This window comes from Fodinicola feengrottensis (assembly GCF_039530045.1).
GTDB classification, from domain to species: Bacteria; Actinomycetota; Actinomycetes; order Mycobacteriales; family HKI-0501; genus Fodinicola; species Fodinicola feengrottensis.
The window spans coordinates 116,438-141,579 of the sequence record NZ_BAAANY010000036.1; the positions used below are offsets into that span (position 1 = coordinate 116,438).

At 66.0% G+C, this 25,142-nt stretch carries 22 protein-coding genes; 10 read left to right on the top strand and 12 right to left on the bottom strand.

Translation table 11 applies throughout. From position 1 onward, the window contains the following. The first annotated feature begins 26 nt into the window (after window positions 1-26). Both ABD301_RS34650 and ABD301_RS34655 read left to right on the top strand, forming a co-directional pair. Window positions 27-1,691, top strand: coding sequence for an ABC transporter substrate-binding protein (locus ABD301_RS34650; RefSeq protein WP_344314400.1), 1,665 nt, complete (start codon window positions 27-29; stop codon window positions 1,689-1,691). Window positions 1,692-1,704: 13 nt separating this feature from the next. Further along, window positions 1,705-3,369, top strand: a complete 1,665-nt coding sequence (locus ABD301_RS34655; RefSeq protein WP_344314401.1) for an ABC transporter substrate-binding protein — start codon at window positions 1,705-1,707, stop codon at window positions 3,367-3,369. 72 nt (window positions 3,370-3,441) lie between these two features. On the opposite strand, the gene ABD301_RS34660 is transcribed toward ABD301_RS34655, so the two are convergent. Genes ABD301_RS34660 through ABD301_RS34670 form a run of 3 tightly spaced genes read right to left on the bottom strand, consistent with a single transcriptional unit; the run spans window position 3,442 to window position 6,624 of the window. After that, the gene (locus ABD301_RS34660; protein ID WP_344314402.1) at window positions 3,442-4,308 is read right to left on the bottom strand and encodes a carbohydrate ABC transporter permease; all 867 of its coding nucleotides are present in this window, start codon (window positions 4,306-4,308) and stop codon (window positions 3,442-3,444) included. Beyond that, window positions 4,305-5,237 (bottom strand): carbohydrate ABC transporter permease, encoded by a 933-nt coding sequence (locus ABD301_RS34665; protein WP_163567191.1) that lies wholly within the window; start codon window positions 5,235-5,237, stop codon window positions 4,305-4,307. The genes ABD301_RS34660 and ABD301_RS34665 overlap by 4 nt, the downstream gene beginning before the upstream one ends. Window positions 5,238-5,250: 13 nt before the next feature. Next, window positions 5,251-6,624: an ABC transporter substrate-binding protein gene (locus ABD301_RS34670; RefSeq protein ID WP_486320505.1), complete on the bottom strand. Its 1,374-nt coding sequence runs from the start codon at window positions 6,622-6,624 to the stop codon at window positions 5,251-5,253. 137 nt (window positions 6,625-6,761) lie between these two features. Between ABD301_RS34670 and ABD301_RS34675 the strand changes: the two genes are divergently transcribed. Continuing rightward, window positions 6,762-7,790: a LacI family DNA-binding transcriptional regulator gene (locus ABD301_RS34675; protein ID WP_344314403.1), complete on the top strand. Its 1,029-nt coding sequence runs from the start codon at window positions 6,762-6,764 to the stop codon at window positions 7,788-7,790. Here ABD301_RS34675 and ABD301_RS34680 read toward each other — a convergent pair whose 3' ends face one another. Further along, window positions 7,791-8,576, bottom strand: coding sequence for a class I SAM-dependent methyltransferase (locus tag ABD301_RS34680; protein WP_163567190.1), 786 nt, complete (start codon window positions 8,574-8,576; stop codon window positions 7,791-7,793). An 85-nt stretch (window positions 8,577-8,661) separates the two neighbouring features. On the opposite strand from ABD301_RS34680, the gene ABD301_RS34685 reads away from it, so the two are divergent. The 4 genes from ABD301_RS34685 to ABD301_RS34700 all read left to right on the top strand — a co-directional run bounded on the left by ABD301_RS34685 (window position 8,662) and on the right by ABD301_RS34700 (window position 14,066). Then, the gene (locus ABD301_RS34685) at window positions 8,662-9,645 is read left to right on the top strand and encodes a sigma-70 family RNA polymerase sigma factor (protein ID WP_344314405.1); all 984 of its coding nucleotides are present in this window, start codon (window positions 8,662-8,664) and stop codon (window positions 9,643-9,645) included. A 180-nt stretch (window positions 9,646-9,825) separates the two neighbouring features. Continuing rightward, the gene (locus tag ABD301_RS34690) at window positions 9,826-11,223 is read left to right on the top strand and encodes a S8/S53 family peptidase (protein ID WP_344314406.1); all 1,398 of its coding nucleotides are present in this window, start codon (window positions 9,826-9,828) and stop codon (window positions 11,221-11,223) included. Between the two features lie 186 nt (window positions 11,224-11,409). Continuing rightward, window positions 11,410-12,429: a LacI family DNA-binding transcriptional regulator gene (locus ABD301_RS34695; RefSeq protein WP_344314407.1), complete on the top strand. Its 1,020-nt coding sequence runs from the start codon at window positions 11,410-11,412 to the stop codon at window positions 12,427-12,429. A 140-nt stretch (window positions 12,430-12,569) separates the two neighbouring features. Further along, complete coding sequence (locus ABD301_RS34700) at window positions 12,570-14,066, top strand: carboxylesterase/lipase family protein (protein WP_344314408.1); 1,497 nt, start codon at window positions 12,570-12,572, stop codon at window positions 14,064-14,066. An 18-nt stretch (window positions 14,067-14,084) separates the two neighbouring features. Here ABD301_RS34700 and ABD301_RS34705 read toward each other — a convergent pair whose 3' ends face one another. The 5 genes from ABD301_RS34705 to ABD301_RS34725 all read right to left on the bottom strand — a co-directional run bounded on the left by ABD301_RS34705 (window position 14,085) and on the right by ABD301_RS34725 (window position 19,573). Next, window positions 14,085-15,611, bottom strand: a complete 1,527-nt coding sequence (locus ABD301_RS34705) for an HNH endonuclease signature motif containing protein (protein ID WP_344314409.1) — start codon at window positions 15,609-15,611, stop codon at window positions 14,085-14,087. Between the two features lie 119 nt (window positions 15,612-15,730). Then, on the bottom strand, window positions 15,731-17,113 hold the full coding sequence (locus ABD301_RS34710) for a formimidoylglutamate deiminase (RefSeq protein ID WP_344314410.1): 1,383 nt from the start codon (window positions 17,111-17,113) through the stop codon (window positions 15,731-15,733). After that, window positions 17,110-18,321 (bottom strand): allantoate amidohydrolase, encoded by a 1,212-nt coding sequence (locus ABD301_RS34715; RefSeq protein ID WP_344314411.1) that lies wholly within the window; start codon window positions 18,319-18,321, stop codon window positions 17,110-17,112. Before ABD301_RS34715 ends, ABD301_RS34710 begins: the two co-directional genes overlap by 4 nt. A gap of 96 nt (window positions 18,322-18,417) precedes the next feature. Next, window positions 18,418-19,260 (bottom strand): LLM class F420-dependent oxidoreductase, encoded by an 843-nt coding sequence (locus tag ABD301_RS34720; RefSeq protein ID WP_344314412.1) that lies wholly within the window; start codon window positions 19,258-19,260, stop codon window positions 18,418-18,420. A 142-nt stretch (window positions 19,261-19,402) separates the two neighbouring features. Then, a complete protein-coding gene (locus ABD301_RS34725) occupies window positions 19,403-19,573 on the bottom strand; it encodes a hypothetical protein (RefSeq protein WP_344314413.1) in 171 nt (56 codons plus the stop codon). Between the two features lie 137 nt (window positions 19,574-19,710). Between ABD301_RS34725 and ABD301_RS34730 the strand changes: the two genes are divergently transcribed. Continuing rightward, window positions 19,711-19,950, top strand: a complete 240-nt coding sequence (locus ABD301_RS34730; protein ID WP_163567181.1) for a hypothetical protein — start codon at window positions 19,711-19,713, stop codon at window positions 19,948-19,950. A gap of 84 nt (window positions 19,951-20,034) precedes the next feature. Next, on the top strand, window positions 20,035-21,435 hold the full coding sequence (lpdA, locus tag ABD301_RS34735; RefSeq protein ID WP_344314414.1) for a dihydrolipoyl dehydrogenase: 1,401 nt from the start codon (window positions 20,035-20,037) through the stop codon (window positions 21,433-21,435). A gap of 1 nt (window position 21,436) precedes the next feature. Here the strand turns inward: lpdA and ABD301_RS34740 are convergent, their stop codons facing one another. The 3 genes from ABD301_RS34740 to ABD301_RS34750 are packed head-to-tail and all read right to left on the bottom strand — an operon-like array spanning window position 21,437 to window position 24,244. Continuing rightward, window positions 21,437-22,183, bottom strand: a complete 747-nt coding sequence (locus ABD301_RS34740; RefSeq protein WP_344314415.1) for an ATP-binding cassette domain-containing protein — start codon at window positions 22,181-22,183, stop codon at window positions 21,437-21,439. Continuing rightward, the gene (locus ABD301_RS34745; protein ID WP_163567180.1) at window positions 22,180-23,157 is read right to left on the bottom strand and encodes an ABC transporter permease; all 978 of its coding nucleotides are present in this window, start codon (window positions 23,155-23,157) and stop codon (window positions 22,180-22,182) included. The genes ABD301_RS34740 and ABD301_RS34745 overlap by 4 nt, the downstream gene beginning before the upstream one ends. Then, a complete protein-coding gene (locus ABD301_RS34750; protein WP_163567179.1) occupies window positions 23,147-24,244 on the bottom strand; it encodes a substrate-binding domain-containing protein in 1,098 nt (365 codons plus the stop codon). Before ABD301_RS34750 ends, ABD301_RS34745 begins: the two co-directional genes overlap by 11 nt. A 137-nt stretch (window positions 24,245-24,381) precedes the next feature. Between ABD301_RS34750 and ABD301_RS34755 the strand changes: the two genes are divergently transcribed. Then, window positions 24,382-25,116 carry a FadR/GntR family transcriptional regulator gene (locus ABD301_RS34755; RefSeq protein WP_344314416.1) on the top strand — a complete coding sequence of 245 codons (735 nt, stop codon included), beginning with the start codon at window positions 24,382-24,384 and terminating at the stop codon, window positions 25,114-25,116. Window positions 25,117-25,142 lie beyond the last annotated feature (26 nt).

A 25,142-nucleotide genomic window follows, 5' to 3' on the forward strand; every position in this document is an offset into this window, starting at 1 on the left:
ATCCCTTCTCCGAAAGGAAGTCGCCAATGAAGAGACGTCGATCGCTGGTCCTGCTCACCGCTGGTCTCGCGTTGACCGCGAGCGCCTGCAACGCGAACCCGAGCGCGGGGTCCGGTAGTGCCGCGATCAGAGGCGGCACCCTGCACATCCTGGACGACTCGCCGACGATGAAGGAAGACCCGGCGAAAAGCCAGAACTTCGCGACCAGCGCGATCCATCTGATCGTCCGGGGTCTCACCACCTGGAAAACCGATCCGGGAAAGCCGCCAACCGTCGTCGCCGATCTGGCCACCGATACTGGCGAGCAGAGCGATGGCGGCCGTACGTGGACGTACCATCTCAAGCCGGGGCTGCGTTATGAAGACGGCAGCCGGATCACCACGCAGGACATCAAGTACAGCGTGGAGCGTACGTTCGCGCCGCAGTTGTCGGAAGGCTTGGCATATCACAAGACATTGCTGGTGGGCGGCCAGGACTACAAAGGCCCGCTGACTGGTCAGGACCTGCCGTCGATCCAGACACCGGACGCCAGCACGATTGTTTTCCATCTGAACAAGCCTTTTGGTGACTGGCCGTGGATCGCCAGCATGCCCGCGTTCACCGGAGTGCCGAAGTCCAAAGAGGACGTGGTGCACTACCAGGACCACCCGCTGGCTTCTGGTCCGTACAAGGTCCAGTCGGCGCAGCAGGGCACCAAGTTCGTGCTGGTTCGCAACAAGTATTGGGACCCCAAGACCGACCCGGTGCGGACCGCGATGCCGGACTCGATCGTGATTGACATGGCGTTGAACGACCAGGTCATCAACCAGCGGATCATCGCTGACCAGGGCATCGACCAGTCCTCTTTCTCATACGTGAATCTGCAGGCCGCGCTCGCGCCGAAGGTGCTGAACAACCCGCAGGTGAAGGCCCGACTGGCGATTTCGCCGAGTGGGCTGTTGAAATACCTCGCGCTCAACACCCACAAGGCGCCGCTGGACAATGCGGACGTACGCCGTGCCATCGAATACGCGGTCGACAAGAACGCCGTGCAGGTGGCGGCCGGCGGGCCGGTGATCGGCGGCGAGTTGGCCAGCACGTTGATTGAACCGGGCATTCCCGGCTACCAGAAATTCGACCTGTATCCGGCGCCGGCGTCCGGAGACATCGCCAAGGCCAAGGCGCTGCTGGCGCAGGCCAAGTTCACCCAGACCACGCCGCTGGTGTTGTTGACGGACAACGCCTCCGCGAACCTGGCCATCGCGCAGGCTATCCAGGAGTCGCTGGGCAAGGCCGGCATCAAGGTCACCCTGAAATCGGAGGACAACGACTCGCAGGTCGCGGACTCGACCAGCGGCAAACCCGTCTACGATCTCGCGCTGTCCAGTTGGGTGCCGGACTTTCCCAGCGCCCAGGGGGCAATCCAAGCGTTGTTCGGTAGCAGCGAGATCGGTAACAACGGTCGGAACATCTCCCAATACTCGAACCCGCGAGTGGACGCGGCGATCGGTGCGGCGGTGGGGCAGCTCGATCTGAGCAGGGCCGCCTCGCAGTGGGCCGCGCTGGACCAGCAGATCATGGCGGACGCGCCGATCGTTCCCTTATATTACGCCAAAAACACGTACTTACGCGGTTCCCAGGTGGCTGACTTCCAGTTGCCGCTTTATCCGCCCTATCCGAACACCCTGACCGTCGGCCTGGCCGGCAAATGAAAGGAAGTTTCCGGTGAAGAAGAGCCGGGTTCTGATCGCCCTGGTGGCTGCGGTCGCGTTGACCGCGAGCGCGTGCAACGCCAATCCGACCCCCGGGTCCGGCGGCACCGCGACCACGGGCGGCACGCTGCACATCCTTTTCGACAACCCGACATTGAAAGAGGATCCGGCGAAGAGCCAGAGCCTCGCGGTCAGTGCGATCCACCTGATGATCCGCAGCCTGACCACCTGGAAAACCGACCCGAACAAGCCGCCGACGGTGGTGCCGGACCTCGCGACCGACACCGGTACGCCCAGCGATGGCGGCAAAACCTGGACCTACCATCTCAAGCCGGGTGTCCTTTATGAGGACGGCAGCAAAATCACGTCACAGGACGTCAAGTACAGCGTGGAGCGTACGTTCGCGCCGCAGCTGTCCGAGGGTCTGGCGTACCACAAGACTTTGCTGGTCGGCGGTGAGAACTACAAGGGCCCGCTGACCGGCCAGGACCTGCCGTCGATCGCGACGCCGGATGCGAGCACCATCGTTTTCCACCTGAACAAGCCCTACGGTGACTGGCCATGGATCGTCAGCATGCCGGCGTTCACCGGGGTGCCCAAGTCCAAAGAGGACGTGGTGCACTACCAGGACCACCCGCTGGCTTCTGGCCCGTACAAGGTCCAGTCCGCCCAGCAGGGCAGCAAGATCGTGTTGGTCCGCAACAAGTATTGGGACCAGAAGACCGACCCGGTGCGGACCGCGTTGCCGGACTCGATCGTGCTCGACATGGCGCTGAACGGCGAGGTCATCAACCAGCGGATCATCGCCGACCAGGGCGCCGACCAGGCGGCGTTTTCGTTTGTCACCCTGCAGGCCGCGCTCGCTCCGAAGGTGCTGAACAACCCGCAGGTCAAGGCCCGGTTGGCGGTCTCACCCAGTGGTGCGCTCGACTATTTGGCGCTGAACACCCGTAAAGCACCGCTGAACGACGTGAACGTACGCAAGGCGATCGAATACGCGATCGACAAGAACGCCGTCCAGATCGCGGCCGGCGGCCCGGTCATCGGCGGGGACATCGCGTCGACGCTGATCGAGCCGGGCATCAGCGGCTACCAGAAATATGATCTCTACCAGGCGCCGGCGTCCGGTGACGTGGCGAAGGCGAAGGCGCTGCTGGCGACCGCGAAATTCAACCAGACCGCCCCGCTGGTGCTGATCAGTCAGAACGACTCGCTGCACGTGGCCGTCTCGCAGGCTATCCAGGCCTCGCTACAGAAAGCGGGCATCAAGGTCACGCTCAAGCCGGAGGACGACGACTCTTGGCAGGCTGACTCGACCGGGGGGAAGCCGAACTACGACCTGTCGCTTTCGGGCTGGCTGCCGGACTTCCCAAGCGCGCAGGGCTCGATCCAGCCGCTGATCGGGACCAGTGAGATTGGCAACGGCGGGTTCAACATCTCGCAGTACTCGAACGCGCAGGTGGACGCGGCCATCGCCGCGGCGACCTCGCAGACCGACCTGACCAAGGCCGCCGCGCAGTGGGGTGCCCTGGACCAGCAGGTCATGCAGGACGCGCCCATTGTTCCGCTCTTCTACGCGAAAAACGCGTTCCTGCGCGGCTCGAAGGTGACCAACTTCTATCTCCCGCCGTACCCGCCGTACCCGAGCGTCCTGACCGTCGGTCTGACCGGCAAGTAGGAGTTTTTGCCGCAACGCCCCGTTACTTGCGCTGGACGCAAGTGACGGGGCGTTGCGGACTCAAGGGCGGATTTACTTGACGGCGCCCATGGAGAGGCCGCGGACGAGTTGTTTTTGAGCGATCCAGCCGCAGATAATGACAGGCAGTGAGGAGAGTGTGGCGGCGGCCGAAAGCTGGGCCCAGAAGAGGCCTTCGCTGGTGATGAAGCCGACCAGGAAGACCGGTACAGTGGCGGCCCGCGCGGCTGTCAGGTTGACGGCGAAGAAGAACTCGTTCCAGGCGAAGATGACGCAAATCAGAGCCGTCGCGGCCATGCCTGGCGCGACCACTGGCAACATGATCTGGGTCAGGATGCGGGGCAGGCCGGCGCCATCGACCTGGGCCGCCTCGATGATGGCTTTGGGCACTTCCAGGAAGAACGAGCGCATCATCCACACCGCGATCGGCAGGTTCATCGCGGTGTAAAGGATGATCAGCGTCCAGATGTTGTCGAGCATCGCGAGTTGCTTGGCCACCACGTAAAGCGGCACGATCACCGCGGCGACCGGCAGCATCTTTGTGGAGATGAAGAAGAAAAGCACGTCCTGCGTCTTCTTCACCGGCCGGATCGACACGGCATAGGCGGTTGGTACGGCCAGCACCAGCACCAACAGCGTCGACACGATCGTCGCGTACGCGGAATTGAGCAGGTACGGTACGAAACCGCGAGCGAAGACGCTCTCGTATTGTTCGAGGGTCGGTAGGAAGAAGAGCCGCGGGGGATTGGTGTAAGCGTCGCCCTCACTTTTGAATCCGGTCAGCACCATCCACAGCACCGGGAAAAAGAACCCGACGCCGATGATCCAGGTGATCGCGGTCAGCGCGGACGAGCCGGGGCGCCATTTCCGTGGCGCGGGCCGCGGAGCGAGGGCCGCGTGGCGGGCGGTCTGGACGGTCATGCTTCCTCCCCAGCAGTGAAGCTCTTGAAAATGACCCGCAGTGCGACGGTGGCGACGATGATCGTGCCGACCACCACGACCACTCCGAGGGCGGCGGCCTGGCCGATGTCGAAGCCCAGGAATGCCCGCTGGTAAAGGTAAAACGGCAGGTTGGTGCTGGATGTGCCAGGCCCGCCCTGGGTCATCATGTAAATCTGGTCGAAGGTGTTGACGACATAAATCGCGCCAAGCAGCACACCCAACTCGATGTAGCGGCGCAAATGCGGCAGCGTCACCAGCACGAAGGTCTGCCAGCGGTTCGCGCCGTCCACCGACGCGGCCTCCAACACCTCGGCCGGCTGGCTCTGCAAGCCGGACAGCACCAGCAACATCATGAACGGCGTCCACTGCCAGACCAGCGAAGTGATCACCGAGGTGAGCGGGAACTGCGCCACCCAGGCGGTGCTGCCGGCGCCGAAGAGTCGCAGAACAGCATTGACCAGGCCGAAAGTCGGGTCGAACATGGTGGTTTTCCAGAGCAGCGCACCGGCCACCGGCATGATCAGGAACGGGGTGATCAGCAGCGTACGCACCACGGCCCGGCCCGGGAAGGCGCGGTCCAGCAACAAAGCCAGCCCGATGCCCAGCAACATCGCCACGATCACACAGCCGGCGGTGATCAGGATGGTGTTGAGGGCGGCTTGCCGGAAGGTGCTGTCGGTGAAGACTCGTACGTAGTTTTCCAGCCCGACGAAATGCTGGGATCCCGGTCGTACCAGGTTCCAGGATTGCAGTGAATAGAAAAGCGTGAAGAGAAACGGAAGCTGGGTGACGATGATCGCGAAGATCAGCCCGGGCAACAGCGGCACCCGGCGCGACCAGCCTTCCCGCCGGACGGCTTTCTTCTCCACCTGGGTGAGCGGGCGCATCGGCGTGGCGAGCGTTGTCATCTCCGGTCCCCCTTTATTGGCGGTAGGTTTCGCCGACGGTTTCGGCGTATTGTTGGGACTGTTGGAGCGCCTGGTCGACGGTGATGTTCCCGGCGATCGCGGCGGCTATCTGTTGGCTGACCCTGGTACCCAGATCCTGGAACTCGGGTATTCGGACGAACTGGATTCCCTGATAGGGCACCGGTTCCGCGGTGGGATGCGCCTGATCGGCCGCTCGCATCGCGGAAAGGGTGGCCTCCGCGTACGGCTTGGCGATCGCCGCGTACTGCGGGATCTGGTACGTGGAAAGCCGACTTCCCGGTGGTACCCGGGCCCAGCCGAGCTGGCTGCCCACGGTCGTCATGTATTTCTTGTTCGTCATCCACTGGATGAACTGCCAGGCCGCTTCCTTGTTCTTGGAGGTGGACGGAATTCCCAGCGCCCAGGTATAAAGCCAACCCGACGCGGGTGTCTTGACGACCGGCGCCGGCGCGTAGCCGATCTTGCCGGCGACCTTGCTGTTGGCCGGGTCCTCGATCGTGCTGACCATCGAGGTGGCGTCGTACCACATCGCCACCTGACCCTGGCTGAACTGCGTGACGCATTCGGAGAAACCGCTGATCGCGGCGCCCGGCTCGCCGTACTTCTGCACGGTGTTCACATAAAACTGGACTGCCTGTTTCACCTCGGGTGAGGTCAGCTGGGCGTTCCATTTCTGGTCGAACCACCGGCCGCCGTACGTGTTGATGACGGTGTCCAGTGGTGCCAGCACCTCGCCCCAGCCGGGCAGGCCGCGCAGGCAGATCCCGGAGACGCCGTGGGACGGATCATTGAGTTTCGCGGCCATCGCGGCGACCTGCGGCCAGGTCGGGTGGGCCGGCATGGTCAGCCCGGCCTTGGCGACGAGATCCTTGCGGTAGGCCAAAAACGAGGACTCGCCGTAGAAGGGCGCGGCGTACATGCCGCCCTGGTACGACACCGAGTCGCGGATCGACGGGACGAAGTCGTTGGCGTCGTAATCCGGGCTCGCCGACATGTATGGCGTGAGGTTGGTCAGCCACCCGTTCTGCGCCCACTGCGGCGTCTCGTAATTGCTGATCATGGCGATGTCGTACTCGCCGCCCTGGGTGGCCACCGATGCGGTGATTTTCGCGCGGGCCTCGTTTTCGGGCAGCGTGACGAACCGGAGGTTGATGTCCGGGTGGTCGGCGGTGAACTGTTTGGAGAGCTGGATAGCGTCTTTCATCTGCGGGTTGGCCACGATCGCGACGGTGAGGTTGGTGCTGCCGCTGCCGCCCAGCTCACCCGCGCCGGCGCAGCTGGTGAGCAGCGACAACGCGGTGGCGGCGGCGACCGCCAGCAGGACGGGGGACCGTGGTCGCCGACGGCGGGCATGGGGCACGGAGATTTTCACGGGCGCTCCCTGGGGTTGTGACCGGCATCTCTTTGGTACGCCACTGCAGGCACCGTACGGCCACGTAAGCGTTTACGCAAGCGCTTACGTGGTATCGTCACGCCACTCAGTCGGTCGAGAAGAGGTGATCGATGGTCAGGCCCGGTCGTGCCGGATCAGCGGTGACGATGGCCGAGGTGGCGCGGCTCGCCGGTGTGTCCATCGCGACGGTGTCGCACGTCCTCAACGGCACCCGAGTGGTCCGCGAGCAGACCCGCGAAGCGGTGTTGGCGGCGATCGGCGAGTCTGGCTACACGCACAACACCGTGGCCCGGTCGCTGGTCACCCAAAGCACCCGCTCTATCGGAGTCGTTGTCTCGGCGATCTCAAACCCCTCGCTCGTCGAGGTCCTGCAAGGAATCGAGGCCGCGCTCGTACGCGCCGGCTACACGTTGCTGCTCGCGGACTCGCACGATGAGCCGGCGGATGAGCTCGCGGTCGTCCAGACCCTGCACCAACGCCGGGTCGACGGCCTGATCGTGGCGCCCTCCACCGACCCGGTACGTACCATCGGCTACCTGGCCGACCGCGCGGTGCCCGCGGTGTTCGTGGACCGGATGGTCGACGACCGGTTCGACCAGGTCGGCCCGGACAACGCCGAGCCGGTCGCCGCCCTGGTCGATCACCTGGCCAGCAACGGGCACCGGCGGATCGCGTTCGTCCGCGGCCGGCCGGGGCTGAGTACGACGATCGAACGGGACCACGGCTACCGGCTCGGGATGTCCCGGCGCGGCCTGCCGATCACCGACGAACTGGTGGTGGATGGGGACTCCGAACAGCATGCCGGCTGCAAGGCGATGCACGCGTTGCTCGACCTTCCGGAGCGGCCGACCGCGGTGGTGGTCGGCAACAACAGCATGACTATTGGTGCCGTACGGGCGATCCGCGAAGCCGGTCTCACCGTGCCGGACGACATCGCATTGGTGGCTTTCGACGATTTCCCGTGGGCGGAGGATTTTTCTCCCCGACTGACCGTGATGGCCCAGCCCACCAGGGAAATCGGCACCTGCGCCGTACAACTTCTGATGGACCGGTTGGCCGACCCGACCAGGTCACCCCGCACCGAACGCCTGTCGCCGAGTCTCGTGCACCGCGATTCCTGCGGCTGTACGAAAAAGTAGTCAGGCTGGCCGGCGGGCGAGCACCACCAGTGAGACGCCGGGCAGTCGTACGGCGAGCCAGTGCGGCAGGACGGACTCGATCCGCAACACGATGGTCAGGATCCAGTTGACGATCGGATGGACCGGTGCCAGGTCACTTTTCGGGTCGCTTTCACTGTCAGGACTGGCATCCGCGGCCGCTTCCAACCGTCGACGGCCCATCGCGCGGACTGTTCGTACGGCTGGATAGAGCAGAATGTTCCAGCTCCACACCTGACTGTCGTCCAGCGCGAAACCAGCGTCTCGCATCAGGTCGATCAGCTCCGATCGGCGATAGCGGCGCTGGTGGTTGATGGCCACGTCGTGCGCGGACCACAGCGCGGGATGCGCCGGCACCGCCACCAGCGCGAAGCCGCCGCGGCGCAGCACCCGCAGCAGCTCGGCGGCGGCGCTGACATGGTCGGGGATGTGTTCGAGTACGTCCGAGCTGACCACCAGGTCGACGCTCTCGTCGGCCAGCGGCAGCCGGGTGGCGTCGCCACGGAACGCGCTGTGACCGCGGCGCCCGATCGCCGACGCGCCTTCCGCGTCCAGCTCGACCGCGAGCGCCTTCCAGCCGCCGTCGCGCAGCACGTCGGTGATTTGCCCGACCCCGGCGCCGACGTCGAGGGCGACTGGCTGGGCGTGGCCGTCGCAGTGGTAGCGACCGCGAATTTTGCCGGCATGCTGGGCGATCAGCCGTCGGCGACCCCGCGCCCACCAGTGCACGTCGGCCATCCGGAGGAGATTCTCTACGTCGTCGGCCATGTCGTGAGGACCGCGTGCCCTTCATGTCAGCGAATGACGTACACGATATCCACGTGCTGGCCAGGTCATTACGTAGGGTTGGGGGATGGGCGTGGCCGAAGGGTTGGACGTACGGCTGGAGGAGCACCGGATCGGGCTCACTGGCTACTGCTATCGCTTGCTGGGGTCCGGTTTCGAGGCCGAGGACGCCGTGCAGGAGGCGTTCGTACGCGCGTGGCAGAGCATCGACGGCTTCCAGGGCGGCCGGGCGTCGCTTAAGACCTGGGTCTACGCGATCGCCACGAACGTCTGTTTCGACATGCTCCGCAGTGTGCAGCGGCGGGCTCGTCCGATGGATCTGAGCGCTCCGAGCCAGCCCGGGTCGCCGATCGGGGTGCCGTTGCCGGACAGTGCCTGGGTGCAGCCGATTCCGTCGAGCCGCGTGCTGGCGGCGCACGCCGATCCCGCCGAGCTGGCGGCTCAGCGGGAGACCGTGCGGCTGGCCTTCGTGGCCGCCCTGCAGCAGCTGCCGCCAAAACAGCGCGCCGTGCTCATCCTGCGTGACGTGTTGCGCTGGAAAGCCGACGAAGTGGCCGATCTGCTGGACGCGTCGGTGGCCTCGGTCAACAGCGCGTTGCAACGCGCACGGTCCACTATGGACAGTCGAGAGCTGGCCGCTGGCCGGCCGATGGACGATGAGCAGCGAAAACTTCTCGGCCGGTACGTCGACGCCTTTGAGCGGTACGACGTGGAAGCGCTCACCGCGTTGTTGCACGAAGACGCGACCATGTCCATGCCGCCGTTCCGATGGTGGTTGCGCGGCCGGGAGGCGATCCGGGGCGCCTGGGTGGGCGGCGCCGACGGACCGTGCAAGGGCTCGGTGTTCGTGCCGGTCGAGGCGAGTGGCATGCCGGCGTACGGGCAATATGTCCCGGCGTCCGGTGGCGGCTACAAGCCATGGGCGTTGGTGCTCTTCGATATTCGCGGCGAACGGATAGCGGGCATTTGTACGTACCTGAATGCCGACCGACTTTTTCCGCTCTTTAACTTGCGCTTAACCGGAGAATCAGGAAATAGTTCGCAATTCTGACCGAATTTGGCAAGGAGTCTTGTCAAGACTTCTGAAGCGGGTTTAGGTTGCGCTGGCCGCTACCGCCAAGTAGCGGCGGTCTTGGTCCCATTTGCACGGTAATTAGCGGCTGTTCTTCACGAGGGCGGTGGCGGTATGCGGGTGTCCAAATCCGGCAGAACCAGGAAAATCATCAGATTAGTGGTCGCTGCGGCGGCCGCTTCTGCGTTGGTGGTGGCGGCGGCACCAGCCTCCGCAGCACCGACAAAACAGCCTAATACCCCCAATGCCGCCGCGGTGGCCAAGGCGGTACGAGCCGGAAATCTCGCCGCGACGCACGGCGTCCGGCACAACTGTCAGACCCAGCTGCGGGGCCGGCTCGTAAACCTCGGCTGCGACCTGTTGACGGTGACGACCAGCAAGGGCTCGGCCACCCCGATGACCACCGCGACGCCGACCGGCTACGGCCCGGGAGACCTCGCGAAGGCGTATTTCCTGCCGGCTCCGACCGTCGGCCCGACCAGCACCGAGTCGATCGTGGCGGTTGGGGCGTACCCGAATCTTGAGGCCGACCTCGGCACGTACCGCAGCTACTACGGCCTCTCGGCCTGCACAGTTGCCAACGGTTGCCTGAAAATCGTGGACTACCACGGTGGCCCGGCGCTCGCCCCGGACTCGTCGCTGGCCTCGGTCGAGGAATCGTACGCGACCGAGACCGCGCTGGACGTCGACATGGCGTCGGCGGGTTGCCCGACCTGCCACATCACCGTCGTACAGATTCCGATGAGCCTGCTCAAGCTGCTGGAGGCGGCGACGCTGCAGCTGCCTGGCGCGCTGGCCGACGACTTCGGCACCGCGGTCAAGGAGGCGGCGACCCTCGGCGCGAAGTCGGTGAGCATGAGCTATGGCCTGCCGCCGGGCCTGCAGGCCAGCTACATCGGCGCCGGCGCGCCGGCGATTGCCTTGCACCACAAGGGAATGGCCGTGGTGGCGTCCTCCGGTGACGGTGGATATGCCGGCAACACACAGATCTGGCCGCAGCAGCTGCCATGGGTGACCTCGGCCGGCGGTACGACGCTGACCACCACCGACGGCGGTCAGACCTTCACGCAGAAGGCATGGGGCGGCACGTTCACCAACTCGCAGGGCACCACGAGTTTCGTGGGCGCGGGCAGTGGGTGCGCGACGAACCTGGCGGCCGCGGTCGGCCAGTCGGCGGCGGCTTCGGCGAACTGCGCCGGTCACCGGGCCACCTCGGACGTGTCCGCGGACGCTGACCCGTACACCGGAGTTTCGGTGTACGACACGTACACACCGGACAGTGGCACCGGCGGCGGTTGGTTGACCGTCGGCGGTACGAGCGCGGCCTCGCCGTTCATCGCGGCGCTTTACACCCGCGGTGGCGCGCTGTCCTCGGTCGAGGGTCCGAACACGATGTACTCGGCGCCGGCCGGCAGCATCACCGACATCGTCGGCGGCAGCAACGCGCAGAACGGTGCCACCGACTGCAGCGCGCATGTGGCGCTCTGCACCGGCGTCGCCGGGTGGGACGGCCCGACCGGGGTCGGCGCGCCGCACGGCCTGGGAGCATTCAGCTAGGCCTCGCTCGTACGTACGCTCGCAGGGGGTCCTTTCACTCGAAGGGGCCCCCTGCGCTTTCGTTCGTAGGCGGCGCGACGGCGGACCCGTACGAACCGCGCTCGCCGGTTCGCTAGTGTCAGACCCGAAGCGAATGCCAGACCGACCGTGGTGGGGGTGGGACGGCGCGTCATCTTTGGGGGTGAAATGGGCCCGTCTCAGCCGGAGCGGCCGACGTTGGACGCGGTCGCGGCCCGCGCCGGGGTGTCGGCGTCCACGGTTTCCCGGGTGGTGCGGGGATCCACGCCGGTCAGCCCGGAGGTCGAGAAGAATGTCCGGGAGGCGATCGCCGCCCTCGGGTATGTGCCGAACCTCGCCGCCCGCCAGCTCGTCACCAGCCGCTCGGACACCGTCGGCCTGGTCGTCGCGGAGGACCAGACGCAGATGCTCGGCCAGCCGTTTTTCGCTGGCATGGTGGAAGGCGTGTCGGCCGAGCTGGCGGACACCCCGTACCGCTTCGTCATCGTGGTCGCCCGGTCCGCCACCGACCGGACCTGGCTGGAGGACTACGTCCGCGGCCGGCACGTGGACGGCGTGATGTTGTTGGCACCGCAACGCGGCGATTCCTTCGGTCGGATCTTGCAGGACACCGGAGTTCCAGTGGTTTTCCTGGGAAAACCGTTCGCCACCCCGGGTGCCTGCTATGTCGACGCGGACAATGTCGGCGGTGCCCGGCGGGCTGTCGAATATCTGTACGCGAATGGCCGCCGGCGAATCGCGACCGTCACCGGAATTCCGACAAAACGCTCTAGCCACGACCGGTATGCCGGCTACCAGCGCGGACTCGCCGCCGTCGGGCTGCCGGAAGACCCGGCTCTGGTGGTCTCCTCGGACTACACCGAGGAAGGCGCGCGGGCCGGCACCGCCGAGCTGATCTCCCGTGACGTGCCTTTCGACGCCATTCTGACCGCGTCCGATGTCAATGCCGTCGGTGTGCTGGAAGCTTTGCGTACGGCCAAGAAACGCGTCCCGCGCGAGGTCGCGGTGATTGGTTTCGGCGATGACCTGGACAGTGGGCGGGCCTGGCTGCCGTTGACCACGGTTTCGCAGCCGACCGTACAGATGGGCCGCGAACTCGCCCGGCTGATGGTTGCCGCGATCACCGGCGGGAAGACCCGCCGCAAGGTCATCCTGCCCACCGAGCTGGTCGTACGCTCGACGACCTAGGTCCAGCCGCCGCAGACCCAGCCGCGGGCGTACCGGTGCCCGGCCCGCACCGCCATTCGGCGTTCGCGCAGGCCCGCCACAGATGTGACGCTGGGCTGCCAGCACTGGAAAGAGCGCCTGTCGCCGACAATGATCAAGGTATGACTGACGCGTACACCATCAAGACCTCGTACGGCCGGCTGCGGGGGTTGCCGATGTCCGCTGGCGGGGCACTGTTCGCCGGAGTGCCGTTCGCCGAGCCGCCGGTCGGGCCGCTCCGGCTGCGGCCGCCGCGTCCCGTGCGGCCGTGGGAAGGCGTACGGGACGCGATCCGCTTCCCGCCCAAGCCGGCGCAGGCCGGGTTCGCCGGCATGGCGCTGGACTCCGCCACGTTCGGCGCCGACGGGGCAGCCGAAGAGGTGCCGATCAGTGAGGACTGTCTGTATCTGAACGTGTGGACGCCGGACGTGGCCGGGAGCCGGCCGGTGATCGTCTGGATCTACGGCGGTGGGTATGAGATGGGATCGGCGTCGCCGCCCGACACCGATGGTGCCGCGCTGGCGCGGCGGGCGGATGTGGTCGTCGTCGCGCTGAACTACCGGGTGGGCGCGCTCGGCTTCCTGCACCTGGCCGACCTCGGTGGTCCGGAGTGGGCCGGCTCCACCAACCTCGGCCTGCAGGACCAGGCGCTCGCGCTGCACTGGGTGAAGGACACCATCGCCGCTTTCGGCGGCGACCCGGACAACATCACGGTGGCCGGCCAGTCCGCCGGCGCGTTCTCGGTCGGCGCTCTGCTCGCGATGCCCGCGGCCGCCGGCACCTTCGGCAAGGCGATTCTGAGCAGCGGCAGCACCTCACGGATATTCTCCACCGAGACAGTCAATGACATCGCGGCGGACCTGATGGCGAAGCTCGGAGTGTCCACTGTGGACGCTCTGGTGGACGTGCCGACGGAGCGGTTCCTGGCGGTGCAGCCGACCGTGATCGACAACAACCTCGGCCGCCGCAACCTGCCCGGTGGTCGCTCCTGGGGTGCCGTTTTGGACGGTAAGGTCATGCCGCAACGTCCGCAAGATGCGGTGATCGCCCGCGCTGTGGTCGACATCCCACTGCTGGTCAGCGCGAACCGGGACGAGATGCGACTGTTCCAGGCGATGCAGGGACCCGCGTACGCACCGGCCAACGAGGCCGCCCTGCTCGCCGAGATCTCCTCCGCCGGTTTCGATCGGCCGGCGGATGTCCTTGCCGCGTACCGAAAGCGGGCTCCCCAAGCGGACCTCACCGAGTTGCGAACACTGTTCCTCAGTGACGCCATCTACAAAGTGCCGGTGATCCAACTGGCCCAGGCCCAGGTCGCCGCCGGCGGCCGGGCGTACGCGGCCCTCTTCGTCGCCGAACCCTTCGGCCCGGCCCTGGGCGCCTGCCACGGCGCCGAACTCGCCTATATTTTCGACGGCTTGGCCGCGATCAACGCGCAAACGCCGGAAAATCTGGCCGTACGCGACGAAATGATCGCCGCTTGGAGCCGCTTCGCCACCACCGGAAACCCAGGTTGGCCGGTCTACCACGGAAAGGCGCGTCAGTTCGGCTCCACCGGCGAGATGGTCACCGAACCCCCGGAGGACGACGTCACCGCCCTCTGGCGTACTAAGCCGTGATTCTCTGTCTGAAATCCTTCAGAAGGGCGGTTCGGCTGGCCAGGTGGCGGGTTTTTCGGGTGGGGGCGGCTGGACGCGTGGTTCGTCCTTGTCGTTTAGGTAGATCGATCCGCGTCGCCGGTTTCTGGTCGGAGGCGCGTCGTCTTCGCCGGGTGGTGGTGGCTCGGTGATGTAGGTGCGTCCGGTGGGGCTCATGACGGTGTAGGTGCCGTCGGGGTCGAGTCTGACTTTCCAGTCGGAATGTGTTTTGAGCCGGTGGTGGAAACGGCAGAGGCAGAGGAGGTTTTCTTTGCAGGTGCACCCGTCCGGAAACGGGGTGGAGTGGTCTTTGTCGCAACGTTGGGCGGCGGTACGGCAGCCGGGCCAGCGGCAGGTGATGTCTCGGGCTTCGATGAATTCCTGCAACGCCATCGATGGTCGATAACGTGCTCGACCGGCTTCCATGAGCTTGGTGGAGCTGGGGTCGGTGAGTAGTCGCCGCCAGGTGGAGTCTTTGGCGAGTCGGCGGGCCATGCTGGCCGGGATCGCGCCGTACCCGGCCAAAAACGCAGGCTTGTCGTCTAGGCCGAGCAGTGTGCCGGCCCCGACGACTACTCGCAGGTCAACGCCGGGCTTGCGCGGGCGCTGGTGGAAAGCGGAACCCGCTGCAGTTGCTGGGGAAGTGGACGGCTCGTACCCGCAGTCGTCGATGCCACCACCGCTTACACCGGTGTCGTCGGCTGCGGGTTGGTTGACTCCGTTGCTGTTGTCGGTGTCATTGTCCGGGAGGTCATTGTCCGGGAGTTGCGGTGACGGGATATCACCCAGGCTGCCGCCGGTGATCAGGTCCAGCAGCGCGTCCGCGCGGCGGACGTCCATTGATCGCGGGTCGTCGTCTGGGCAGGAGTGTGCGTACGCGTCCAGGATCGACATGATCGAGGCCAACTCATCAGCGGTCAGATAGGCCCGCATCCACGCCATCGAATCATCTGCTGGCGACGACTGCACCCGCCGCTGTTGCTTCGCCTCCTCGTGACGATCCTGGGCGGCCTGCGGATCGACCGCGATGATCGCCCGCTGGATCGCTTTACGCAGCTGCCCAGGCGTACGGTCACCCGCATCTGGCAAGGTCGCATCGATGACCTCCGCGGCGAGATCAGCGGGAAGTTTCTCCAGCATCTCCAGGAAGATCCTGGCCTTGGGACTGGTGATCACCCCGGCGGCCAATGCCTTCCAGACGGCAGGGAAGTCGCTATAGAGCTGGATCGCGGTGTCCAGGCGGTGTTGGGCGGTCACCTGCGCCACCCGCAGAGCCGGCGCGAAATCCGCCGCACACCACTTCACCACCCGCTCACGCGTCGCGGTCATGGACTCATTCACCAACGAAGGCCCGGCAACCACACGGCGACGCGCCAACTCAGCGAAAGACGCCACCTGACGGGCATCAATCATTGCCCGCATCCGCTCGCATTCCACCACGTCCCCAACCAGCGCGTCATCTCCCAGATCAGCCGGCGCCGCCGACTGACCATGGGACCACCGCACTGTCCAACCCATACCGAACATCGTACGCCTGTTCGAATAGCTGAATTTCGTTGGGGTAGCTAACTAAAACAGCCCCACCAGCAACACCGGAAGCCTTCTCTAGGAGAGGGTGGCATTCCTCGATTAGCTAGAGGGGCGGTTTATTTGGCGGCGGACCAGGCGGATTCGATGGCGGCGGTGAGGAGTTCGCTGGGGCGGCCAAGGGTGTGGTGGCGGCCTTGGCGGACCACGATTCGGCCGCCGACGACGGTGAGCAGCACGTCGCTGGCCGTTGCGGCCATCACCAGCTGGTCGGGCTGGGCGCCGGCGGTACGAGGTGAGTCGGTCTGCAGGCATACGACGTCAAAAGGCGCGCCGACGACGAGCTGTCCGGCGTCCTGCCAGCCGAGGCTGCGGTGGCCGTTGACCGTACCGAAGGAAATCAGCTCGGCCGGGCTGAAATGCACCCGCTGGCCGGACTTTTCCTCGCCGAGGCTGGCAAAAGTGCCAGACAATAGGCGTTCGCCGTATTCCAGCGCGCGAATCTCGGCGAGCGGGTCGATCTGTGCGTGCTGGTCGCTGCCGATGCACAGGGGCGTGCCGGCGGCGTGCAACCGGCCGGCCTGGCCGATGCCGTCGGCCAGGTCAGCTTCGGTGGTGGGGCAGAAGGCGATGCTCGTACGGGAGTCGGCCAGCGTCGAGATGTCGGTGTCGGTGAGGTGAGTCGCGTGCACGGCCGTGGTCCGCGGGCTGAGCGCGCCGTGGTCGGCCAGCAGGCCGGTCGGGGTGCGGTTGTACGCGGCGAGGGTGTCCTCGTTTTCCGCTGGTTGCTCAGAAAGATGGACATGCAGCGGAGTGTCGGCGTCCACTGTGGACAGGATTTTGTCGATGGCGTTCTCGGGCACCGCGCGGACCGAGTGAATGGCCGCGCCCAGCCGGAAACTCCGGTCGTCCGGGAAGACTTCCCGCAGTTCGCGCCAGCGCCAGGCCCACCGATCCGCGCTGCCGTCGGAGAATCGGAGCTGTCGCTCGGAAAGCGGGATAGGAGTGCGGTCCGGGCCGATCCCGGCACTCAGGTAGCAGGTGTCCAGCAGGGTCAGCCGGATGCCGACCTCGGTGGCCGCCCGATGCAGCGCGGCGGTCATCGCGTACGGGTCGTCGTACGGCTTGCCGCCGGGTTGGTGGTGCAGGTAGTGAAACTCGCCGACCGACGTGTAGCCGGCTGCCAGCATTTCAGCGTAAACCGCCCGCGCCAGCTGGAATACCAGGTCGGGTGTCAGGATGTCGGCGAGCGCGTACATTCGCTCCCGCCACGTCCAGAAAGTGCCGGCCGCATCGTGTACGCGACCGCGCAGCGCCCGGTGGAAAGCGTGCGAATGGGTGTTGGCGAAACCCGGCACCACGAGGCCGGGCAGATGGGTGGCGTCCGGGAAATGGCCACCGGTACGGATCGCCACAATGATGCCCTTGGGATCGACCTCGATCTCGATCGGGCCGACGAGGCCGCCCGGCAGCCACGCGTGCCGGAGCCGGAAGGCGGTCATCGGGCGAGCTCCCGCAGCACGGCCGCGAGGGCGCGACTGCCGGCCTCGATGTCGGCGGTTTCGGCGTGTTCCTCGGGCGCGTGGCTGATGCCGGTCGGATTTCGTACGAACACCATCGCGGTCGGTACGGACGAGGCCAACACGCCGGCGTCGTGACCGGCGCCGGTGGGCAACACCGGCGCGCCGTCGAGAGTTTCCAACAGCCGGTCCCGAAGTGCGGCATCGAAAGCCACTTCGGCGAGGAACGACTCCTTGGTCACCACGACCTGGCACCCCTCTTCCCGGCAGGCCGCCTCGGCCGCCGCCGTGATGTCGTCGACCACGTTCATAACCACGGTTTCGCGGTCGTCACGGGCATCCAGCCACATGTCCACAGTGGACGCGATGACATTGGTGCCGCCGGGCACCGGTTGCAACCGGCCGACGGTGGCTCGGGCCTGGTGTTTGGCGGCCGTACGCCTTGCCGCCAACACCGTCGCGGCGGCCGGCAGCATCGGGTCGCGACGGTCCTCAAGCCGTGTCGTACCAGCGTGGTTTCCCTGGCCGGTAAACCGAAAACGCCACCGGCCGTGGGCCAGAATGGATGAGGCGACCGCCACTGGGGTGTCCAGGTCGGCGAGCCCGCGGCCCTGCTCGACGTGCAGCTCGACGAACTGGCCGATCCGCGCGACCCGGTCTGGATCCGGGCCGAAAGCAGCCGGATCGAAGCCGGCCCGGCGGGCCGCGTCGGCCACGCTGACGCCGTCAGGATCGGTACGCCGTAAGGCATCCGCCGGGTCGACCGCGCCGGCGGTGAGCGCCGAACCGAGGCAGGCCCGGCCGAACCGGCCGCCTTCCTCCTCGGCGAACACCGCCAGCGCGAAAGGCTTGCCAGGCTGGAAATTGTCGGCTCTCAGCAGGTCGACGGCGGCCAGCGCGCTGGCAACTCCGAGCGGCCCGTCGAAGGCGCCGCCGCCGGGCACTGAGTCCAGGTGACTCCCGGTGATGACAGCGCTTGCTCCGGGCTCACCCCACCATGCCCACAGGTTCGTGTTGCCGTCCACCTCGACCGTCAGCCCGCGCCGGGCCGCCGCCTCGGCGAACCACTCCCGCAAGCTCAACTCCGCGTCGGTGAACAGATGCCGCGAGTAGCCACCGCGATGCGGATCGGTGCCGGTGCTGGCGATTTCGGCCAGCAGCGCCGAAGTTGGCTCCTGCCCAGCGATCACACGGCCCTCCTGGGTACGTATAGCGGTCAACGCATCCTATGGCAGGACCACGGGTGCTTTGTACGGTCTCTGGACCCGTGACGCTGAGTGTGTGGATCAGCCGATCGACCGCAGCCGGGGGAGTAGCTCGGCGACCTTCTCGGCCTGGGCGATCGGATTGTCCCGGACGATCAGGACCGGCTCTGTGACGCCGATCTTCGCGTACGCCTCGACCTGCGACAACAGCGTCTCCACGTCGTCGGGCACCCGCAGCTGCACGGACCGGCGAATGTCCGCCGGGTCGCGGCCGATGTCGGCGCAGTGCTGGTCGAGCACCCCGGACAGTTCGGCGATCTCGGCCGGCTCACCGCCCGCGGCGTTCCACACGTCGGCGTATTCGGCGGCCATCCGCAATGTCCGCTTCCGGCCGCTGCCGCCGATCCAGATCGGCGGATACGGCCGCTGGACGGGCTTGGGCTCGGCGATGGCCTCGGTGATCTGGTAGTGCTTGCCGGCAAAAGTCGTCCGCGGCTGGGTCCACAGCGAGCGGATGATCTGCAACGACTCCTCCAGCCAGTCGGCGCGGTCCCGAACCGTACCGAACGGCAGCCCGAGCATGGTGTGCTCCTCGTCGGCCCACGCCGACCCGATGCCGAACTCCAGTCGGCCACCGGAAAGGTGGTCGACGGTGACGGCCATCTTGGCGAGCACGCCTGGATGGCGGTAGGTGTTGCCGGTCACCGAGCACCCAATTCGGGTCCGGGTGGTCAGCGCGGCCATGCCAGCGAGAGCGGTCCACGCCTCGAAGATGTCGCTCTCACCGCCGTCGAACAGGCTCGCGAAATGGTCCATGTTCCAGCAGTGGTCGAAACCGGACTCGTCGGCGATCCGCCAGATCGCCCGCAGCTCGTCGATGGTGGCGCCCTGGCTCAGCTTGAGCCCGAAACGAAGAGGATTCATGTCCTCATTCATACCCCGCGGCCTCGGGGCCGGCGAAACCTGGGAATTCTCCCGGCGCGAGCCAGTCCGACTGTCCGACAGGCTGAACGGACACTTGTGCGTTAACAGACGGGGATTGAGCTTTGTCTACTAAAAGGACATGTCAGGCCGCGATGGTGGTCGTGATCACCACATTCGCGGCGAGCAGATGCGGGCTGTTGACCGACAAAGCCGCCTCGCCGCACGGCGCGTCGCCGACCGCGACGGCGCCGCCGTCCGGGACGAGGCAGCCGCAAACGGCGACGCCGACCGCGACCGGCGGGTCGACGGACATGGGTACGCTCCCGGATCCGTGCACGCTGCTCACCGATGCCGACGTGACCGCCATCAGCGGCCGTCCGGTGAGCGACCACACCGCGAGTACCAGCGACCGCAGCAGGGATATGCAGGTGGGAGCCGGACGACGGCGCGTTGCAGATCACCCTCAACCCGACCACGCCGGACGCTTTCCAGGCGGCGTCGACCAGCGACCCGAACTCCAAACCAGTGACCGGCACTGGTGATCAGGCATTCGTCAACAACTACATCCTGTCGTTCCGGCACGGGATGATCTGGGTCGACGTCAACTGGACGAGTTTCACCGGCGGCGCGGACTCCCGGCTACCAGCCGAGAAGACCCTTGCGGCCAAGATCATCGCCAAACTGGGGTGACGCTGTCGTCCTCGCCGCACCGAGTGACCGGATCATCCTGCCGCCGGTGCGCGGCGCGGCTGCCCGCGAAATATCATCTGGTACGTGACTCAACACTTTGACGTCGTGGTCCTGGGCGCTGGCCCAGGTGGGTACGTGGCCGCCATCCGGGCCGCGCAGCTGGGATTCAGTGTCGCGGTGGTGGAGGAGAAGTACTGGGGCGGCGTGTGCCTGAATGTGGGCTGCATCCCGTCCAAGGCGCTCCTGCGCAACGCGGAGCTGGCGTACGTTTTCCAGAACGAGGCCAAGACCTTCGGGATCCACGTCGACGGCACGGTGAGTTTTGACTACGGCCAGGCGTACAAACGCAGCCGGCAGGTCGCGGACGGACGGGTCAAGGGCGTCCACTTCCTGATGAAGAAGAACAAGATCACCGAGCTGTCCGGCTGGGGCACCTTCACCGACGCGTCGACTTTGCGGGTCAAGCTGACCGATGGCGGCGAGGAGACGGTGACCTTCGGGCACTGCATCGTCGCGGCCGGCGCCACCACCAAGCTGCTGCCGGGCACGTCGCTGGGGGAGCGGGTGGTCACGTACGAGGAGCAGATTCTCAGCGCCGAGCTGCCCGAGAGCATCATCATCGCCGGCGCCGGCGCGATCGGGGTGGAATTCGCGTACGTGCTGCACAACTACGGCGTGAAGGTCACCATCGTGGAATTCCTCGATCGGGTGGTTCCGGCGGAGGATGTCGAGGTTTCCACCGAGCTGGCCAAACGTTACCGGCGGCTCGGCATCGACGTGCTCACCTCGACCCGAGTCGAGTCCATTGAGGACACTGGCACGAACGTACGAGTGACAGTCACAAAAGATGGCAAACAGCAGGTGCTGGAGGCGGACAAGGTCCTGCAGGCGATTGGCTTCGCGCCCAGGGTCAAGGGCTACGGCCTGGAAAACACCGGTGTCCAGCTGACCGAGCGGGGCGCCATCGAGGTGGATGGCCGGTGTCGTACGAACGTGCCGAACATCTTCGCGATCGGGGACGTCACAGCGAAACTCATGCTGGCGCATGCCGCCGAGGCAATGGGCATTATCGCGGCCGAGACCATCGGGAACGCCGAGACGATGGAGCTCGACTACGTGATGATCCCGCGTGCTACCTACTGTCAGCCGCAGATCGCCAGCTTCGGCTGGACCGAGGCGCAGGCCCGCGAACAGGGTTTCGACGTGAAAGTGGCGAAATTCCCCTTCACCGCGAACGGAAAAGCGCCCGGCCTCGGCGACACCGGCGGTTTTGTGAAGATTCTCAGCGACGCCAAGTACGGCGAGATCATCGGCGCCCACCTGGTCGGACCGGACGTGACCGAGCTGCTGCCCGAGCTCACCCTCGCTCAACAGTGGGACCTCACCGTGCACGAGGTCGCCCGCAACGTACACGCCCACCCGACCCTCGGCGAAGCCGTCAAGGAAGCGATCCACGGCCTCGCCGGGCACATGATCAACATGTAGGTCAGAGGCGGTATTCGGCGTGGACGAGGTCCAGGAGCTCGGCGACCGACGTGTCTTTTGACGCTTTGTCAAAGGTGATCGTGCCGTGTTGGAGTAGGTTGACGCGGTCGCACACGTCGACGATCTGGCTGTAGTTGTGGGCAATCAGAATGATGGCCAGGTCGCCGCGCTCCTTGAGTTGCATCAGCAGTCGAAGGATCAACCCGCCTTCTTTCGCGCCCATGGCAGCCAACGGTTCGTCCAGGAGCAGGACCTTCGCGTCCGAGAAAACCGACCTGGCCACCGCGATGGCCTGCCGCTGGCCGCCGGACAGCTGGCTGACCGGGTCGGTGACCGACCCGATGGTGATCCCGATCGAGTCCAGCGCTTCCCGGGCCTTGCGACGCATTTCCTTGCGACGCAGGAAAGGCAGCGGCCGGTGCACCAGCTCCTTGTTCAGGTGCAGGTTCAGGTAGACCGGCAGGTCGTCGATCATCGCCAGGTCCTGGAACACCGTTTCGATGCCGAGAGATCGGGCATGCACCACCGAACGCAGGTGGATGGGCTCTCCTTCGAAGAAAAGCTGGCCGCCATCGGGTTGGTGATATCCGGTGAGGATCTTGATCAAAGTGGACTTGCCGGCGCCGTTGTCGCCGATCAGCCCGAGAATTTCCCCTTTGCGTACGTGCAGGTTCACGTCCTGAATAGCGGTCACCGGCCCGAACCGCTTGCGTACGTGCTCGGCGCGAATCATATCCGTGTCGGTCATGTCCGCCCCCGTACGGCGCTGGCCCGCCGGCGCAGCACGCTCAGATAGGTGTTCAGGAACATCGCGACCAGGATGGCGACGCCCAGCACCACATTGAAGGCGTTCGCGTTCACCCCGGTGAGGTTGAAACCGTCGTAGACGATGCCGAGCAACAGCGCGCCGAGCAGGGCGCCGACGACCGTTCCGGACCCGCCGAGCAGTGCCGTACCACCGATAACCGCTGCCGCCACACCGAAAAACATCGTGTTGAACCCACCGTTGGTGGGATCGAACGATCCCACCCGCATGCCCTCCAGAATGCCGCCGAACCCGGCGAGGGCGCTGGTCACGGCGAAGTTGACGACTTTCACCCGGCTCGTACGGATGCCCGATTCCGCGGCGCCGACCGGATTCGAGCCGGTGGCCTGCGTGTAGATGCCGAATCTGCTGGCCGACAACACGATCTGCATGACGGCGATGATGACCAGCGCCCAGGTCAGTTCCGACCAGCGGGCGCCACCGAATGTCGTACGCACCCAGGTGTCCGCCGGTGCCGGCACCGGCGAGCCGTTGGAGATGATCAAGGACAGGCCCTGCAGGAGAAATGCCATGCCCAGGGTGGTGATGAAGGACGGCAGGTTGAAAAGCGTACGGATGAGGCCGTTGACCGTCCCGATCAGCGCGCAGATCACCACAGTGGCGAGCAGTGCGACGAACAGCGGCAGACCGTTGTTGTTGAGCAGCACCAGAACGAACGGAGCCAAGGTGAAGACGAAACCGGCGGAGAGGTCGATTTCCCCGCAGATCAACAACATCGCCTCGCCCGCTCCGACGATCGCCCAAGGCGCGATGTACTGCGCGATGGTGTGGCCGTTGTCGAGGGACGTGAAACCGGTGCTGGTCAAGGCGAAGTAGCCGGCACAGGCGATCGTCACGAGCAGGATGCTCAACTCGCGGATCCGTACGAGACTGCCAATCAGCGTGTTAGTGGCCAACGGTCGTCTCCGGCGGCAACGGGATCGCCTTGGGCATGGTTCCGACAGTATTTTTCGGGCCACCCTCGTACCTGCTGTCCGCGGACGCGTACCCGGCGACGTTGTCCTTGGTGACGAAGGTCAGCCCGGTGTCGGTGAAGGGTGGAGTGACCAGTGTGCCGGACAATCGGTAGAGATAAAGGTAAAGAACAGGCAACAGGCCCTGTAGGTAGGCGGACTGGTCGATGGTGAAGTCGAGCGCTCCGGCGCCGACCCCCTTGATAGTGTCGGCGAGCAGGTCATATCCGCCGGCATGGATCTTGCCTTGCAGGTTCTTGCTGGTGATCAGCTGCGCGATCGAGGCGGTGCTGCCGGCATCGACGGCATAAATGCCTTTCGCGGACGGATGTCCGGTGTAGGCGGCGGTGATGGCGTTCAGCTCGTTGGCCTGTTCCGCGCCGGTGTTGATGGACAGCACTCGTACGGCCGGAGCGGCCTGCTTCAGCGCCGCGGTGATCCCGTCGAGCCGCGGTTGCACGTTGTTGCCGCCCGGCTGGGAAATCCCGACCAGGATGTCGCCGGAGCTGACATCCTGGGCGATCCGTTGTCCCATCAGGAATCCGGATTGGTAAAGGTCCTGCCCGACATAGGTCAGCACGTAGTTCTTGGCCGCCGAGGCGTTGTACGCCAGCACCGGAATTCCCTTGGCGAGGGCCCGTTTGGTCGGCTCGACGAAGGCATTGCTGTCGGTCAGTGCAATCGCGATCCCGTCGGCGTTGCCGTTGATGGCGGTGTCGAAGGCGTTCACCATCTCCGAGACGTTGCCGGACTCCGAGCCAGTCCATTGTGGTGCCGGCAGGCCCAGGAGGGCGGCCGCGTCGGCGAGGCCGTTCCGGGTGGGTACGAAGAACGAGTTTGTGGTGACGTGGTTGACGAAGACGAACTTCCACTTCGGCGTGGCCGGGAAGGAGCCGGCGGCGCCCGATGCCGCCGTCGGTTTCCCGTTGACGCCCGTACAGGCGCTCAACAGCATCGCCGCGGCACCGCCGGTGCCCAGGAGCTTCAGCGCCGTACGCCTGGAGGAACTGGCCGGTTGGGTCTCGTGCATGGATGACCACACATCCCGTCTGGTCCGGGTGCGGGCCGGGCTGGTCGGTCCGCGTGTGGGTGAATCATTGGATGATTCGTCGATAGAGTCAAGAGCCACGGTTTGACATAATCACCGAATGATTCGATGATTTTGCGGTGAGCACGACCCGCGGCGGCCCGCTTGGCCGGCACCGCACGATGCATGGCCAGGTGGTGGAGTGGCTGGGGCTGCGCATCGTGTCCGGCGAGCTGACCAGCGGCAGCCAGCTGCCGAATGAGGTGGAGCTGGCCGCGCAGCTGGAGGTCAGCAGAGGGGGAGTGCGGGAGGCCGTCAAGGCGTTGGCGGCCAAGGGGCTGGTCGAGCCGCGGCCGCGGCTGGGCACTCGGGTGCTGCCGCGGGCCGACTGGAACCTGATGGACCGGGAAGTCATCGAGTGGCACGGCCGGGCCGGCGACCCGGACTTTCTCGCGCACTTGCTGGAACTTCGGCTGGTAGTGGAGCCGGGTGCGGCCGGCCTCGCCGCCGAGCGGGCCAGCGCGGCCGAGGTAGCCGCGCTGCAGGCCGCGTACGACGGGATGGCCGAGCACGCTGGTGCGTTGCCCGAGTCGGAGGACGACTTCGTCCGCGCGGATCTTGCCTTTCACCTGATTTTGTTGCGTGCGAGCGGCAATCAGCTGATCGAGCAGCTCGGCCGGCTACTGGAGACCGGCCTTCGGCATTCTCTGCAGACCACCTCGCACCTGCCGGGCGGGGTGCGCGCGACACTGCCGCTGCACCGCGCCGTCCTGCTGGCTGTGCAGGGGCACCGGCCAGCGGCCGCGTCGCGAGCGATGCGCCGGCTGATCGACACCACGGCCGCCGCGGCCGCTGCCATGATGTCGCCGCGCTGACGGGCGCTCGTCGATTACCATTCGGC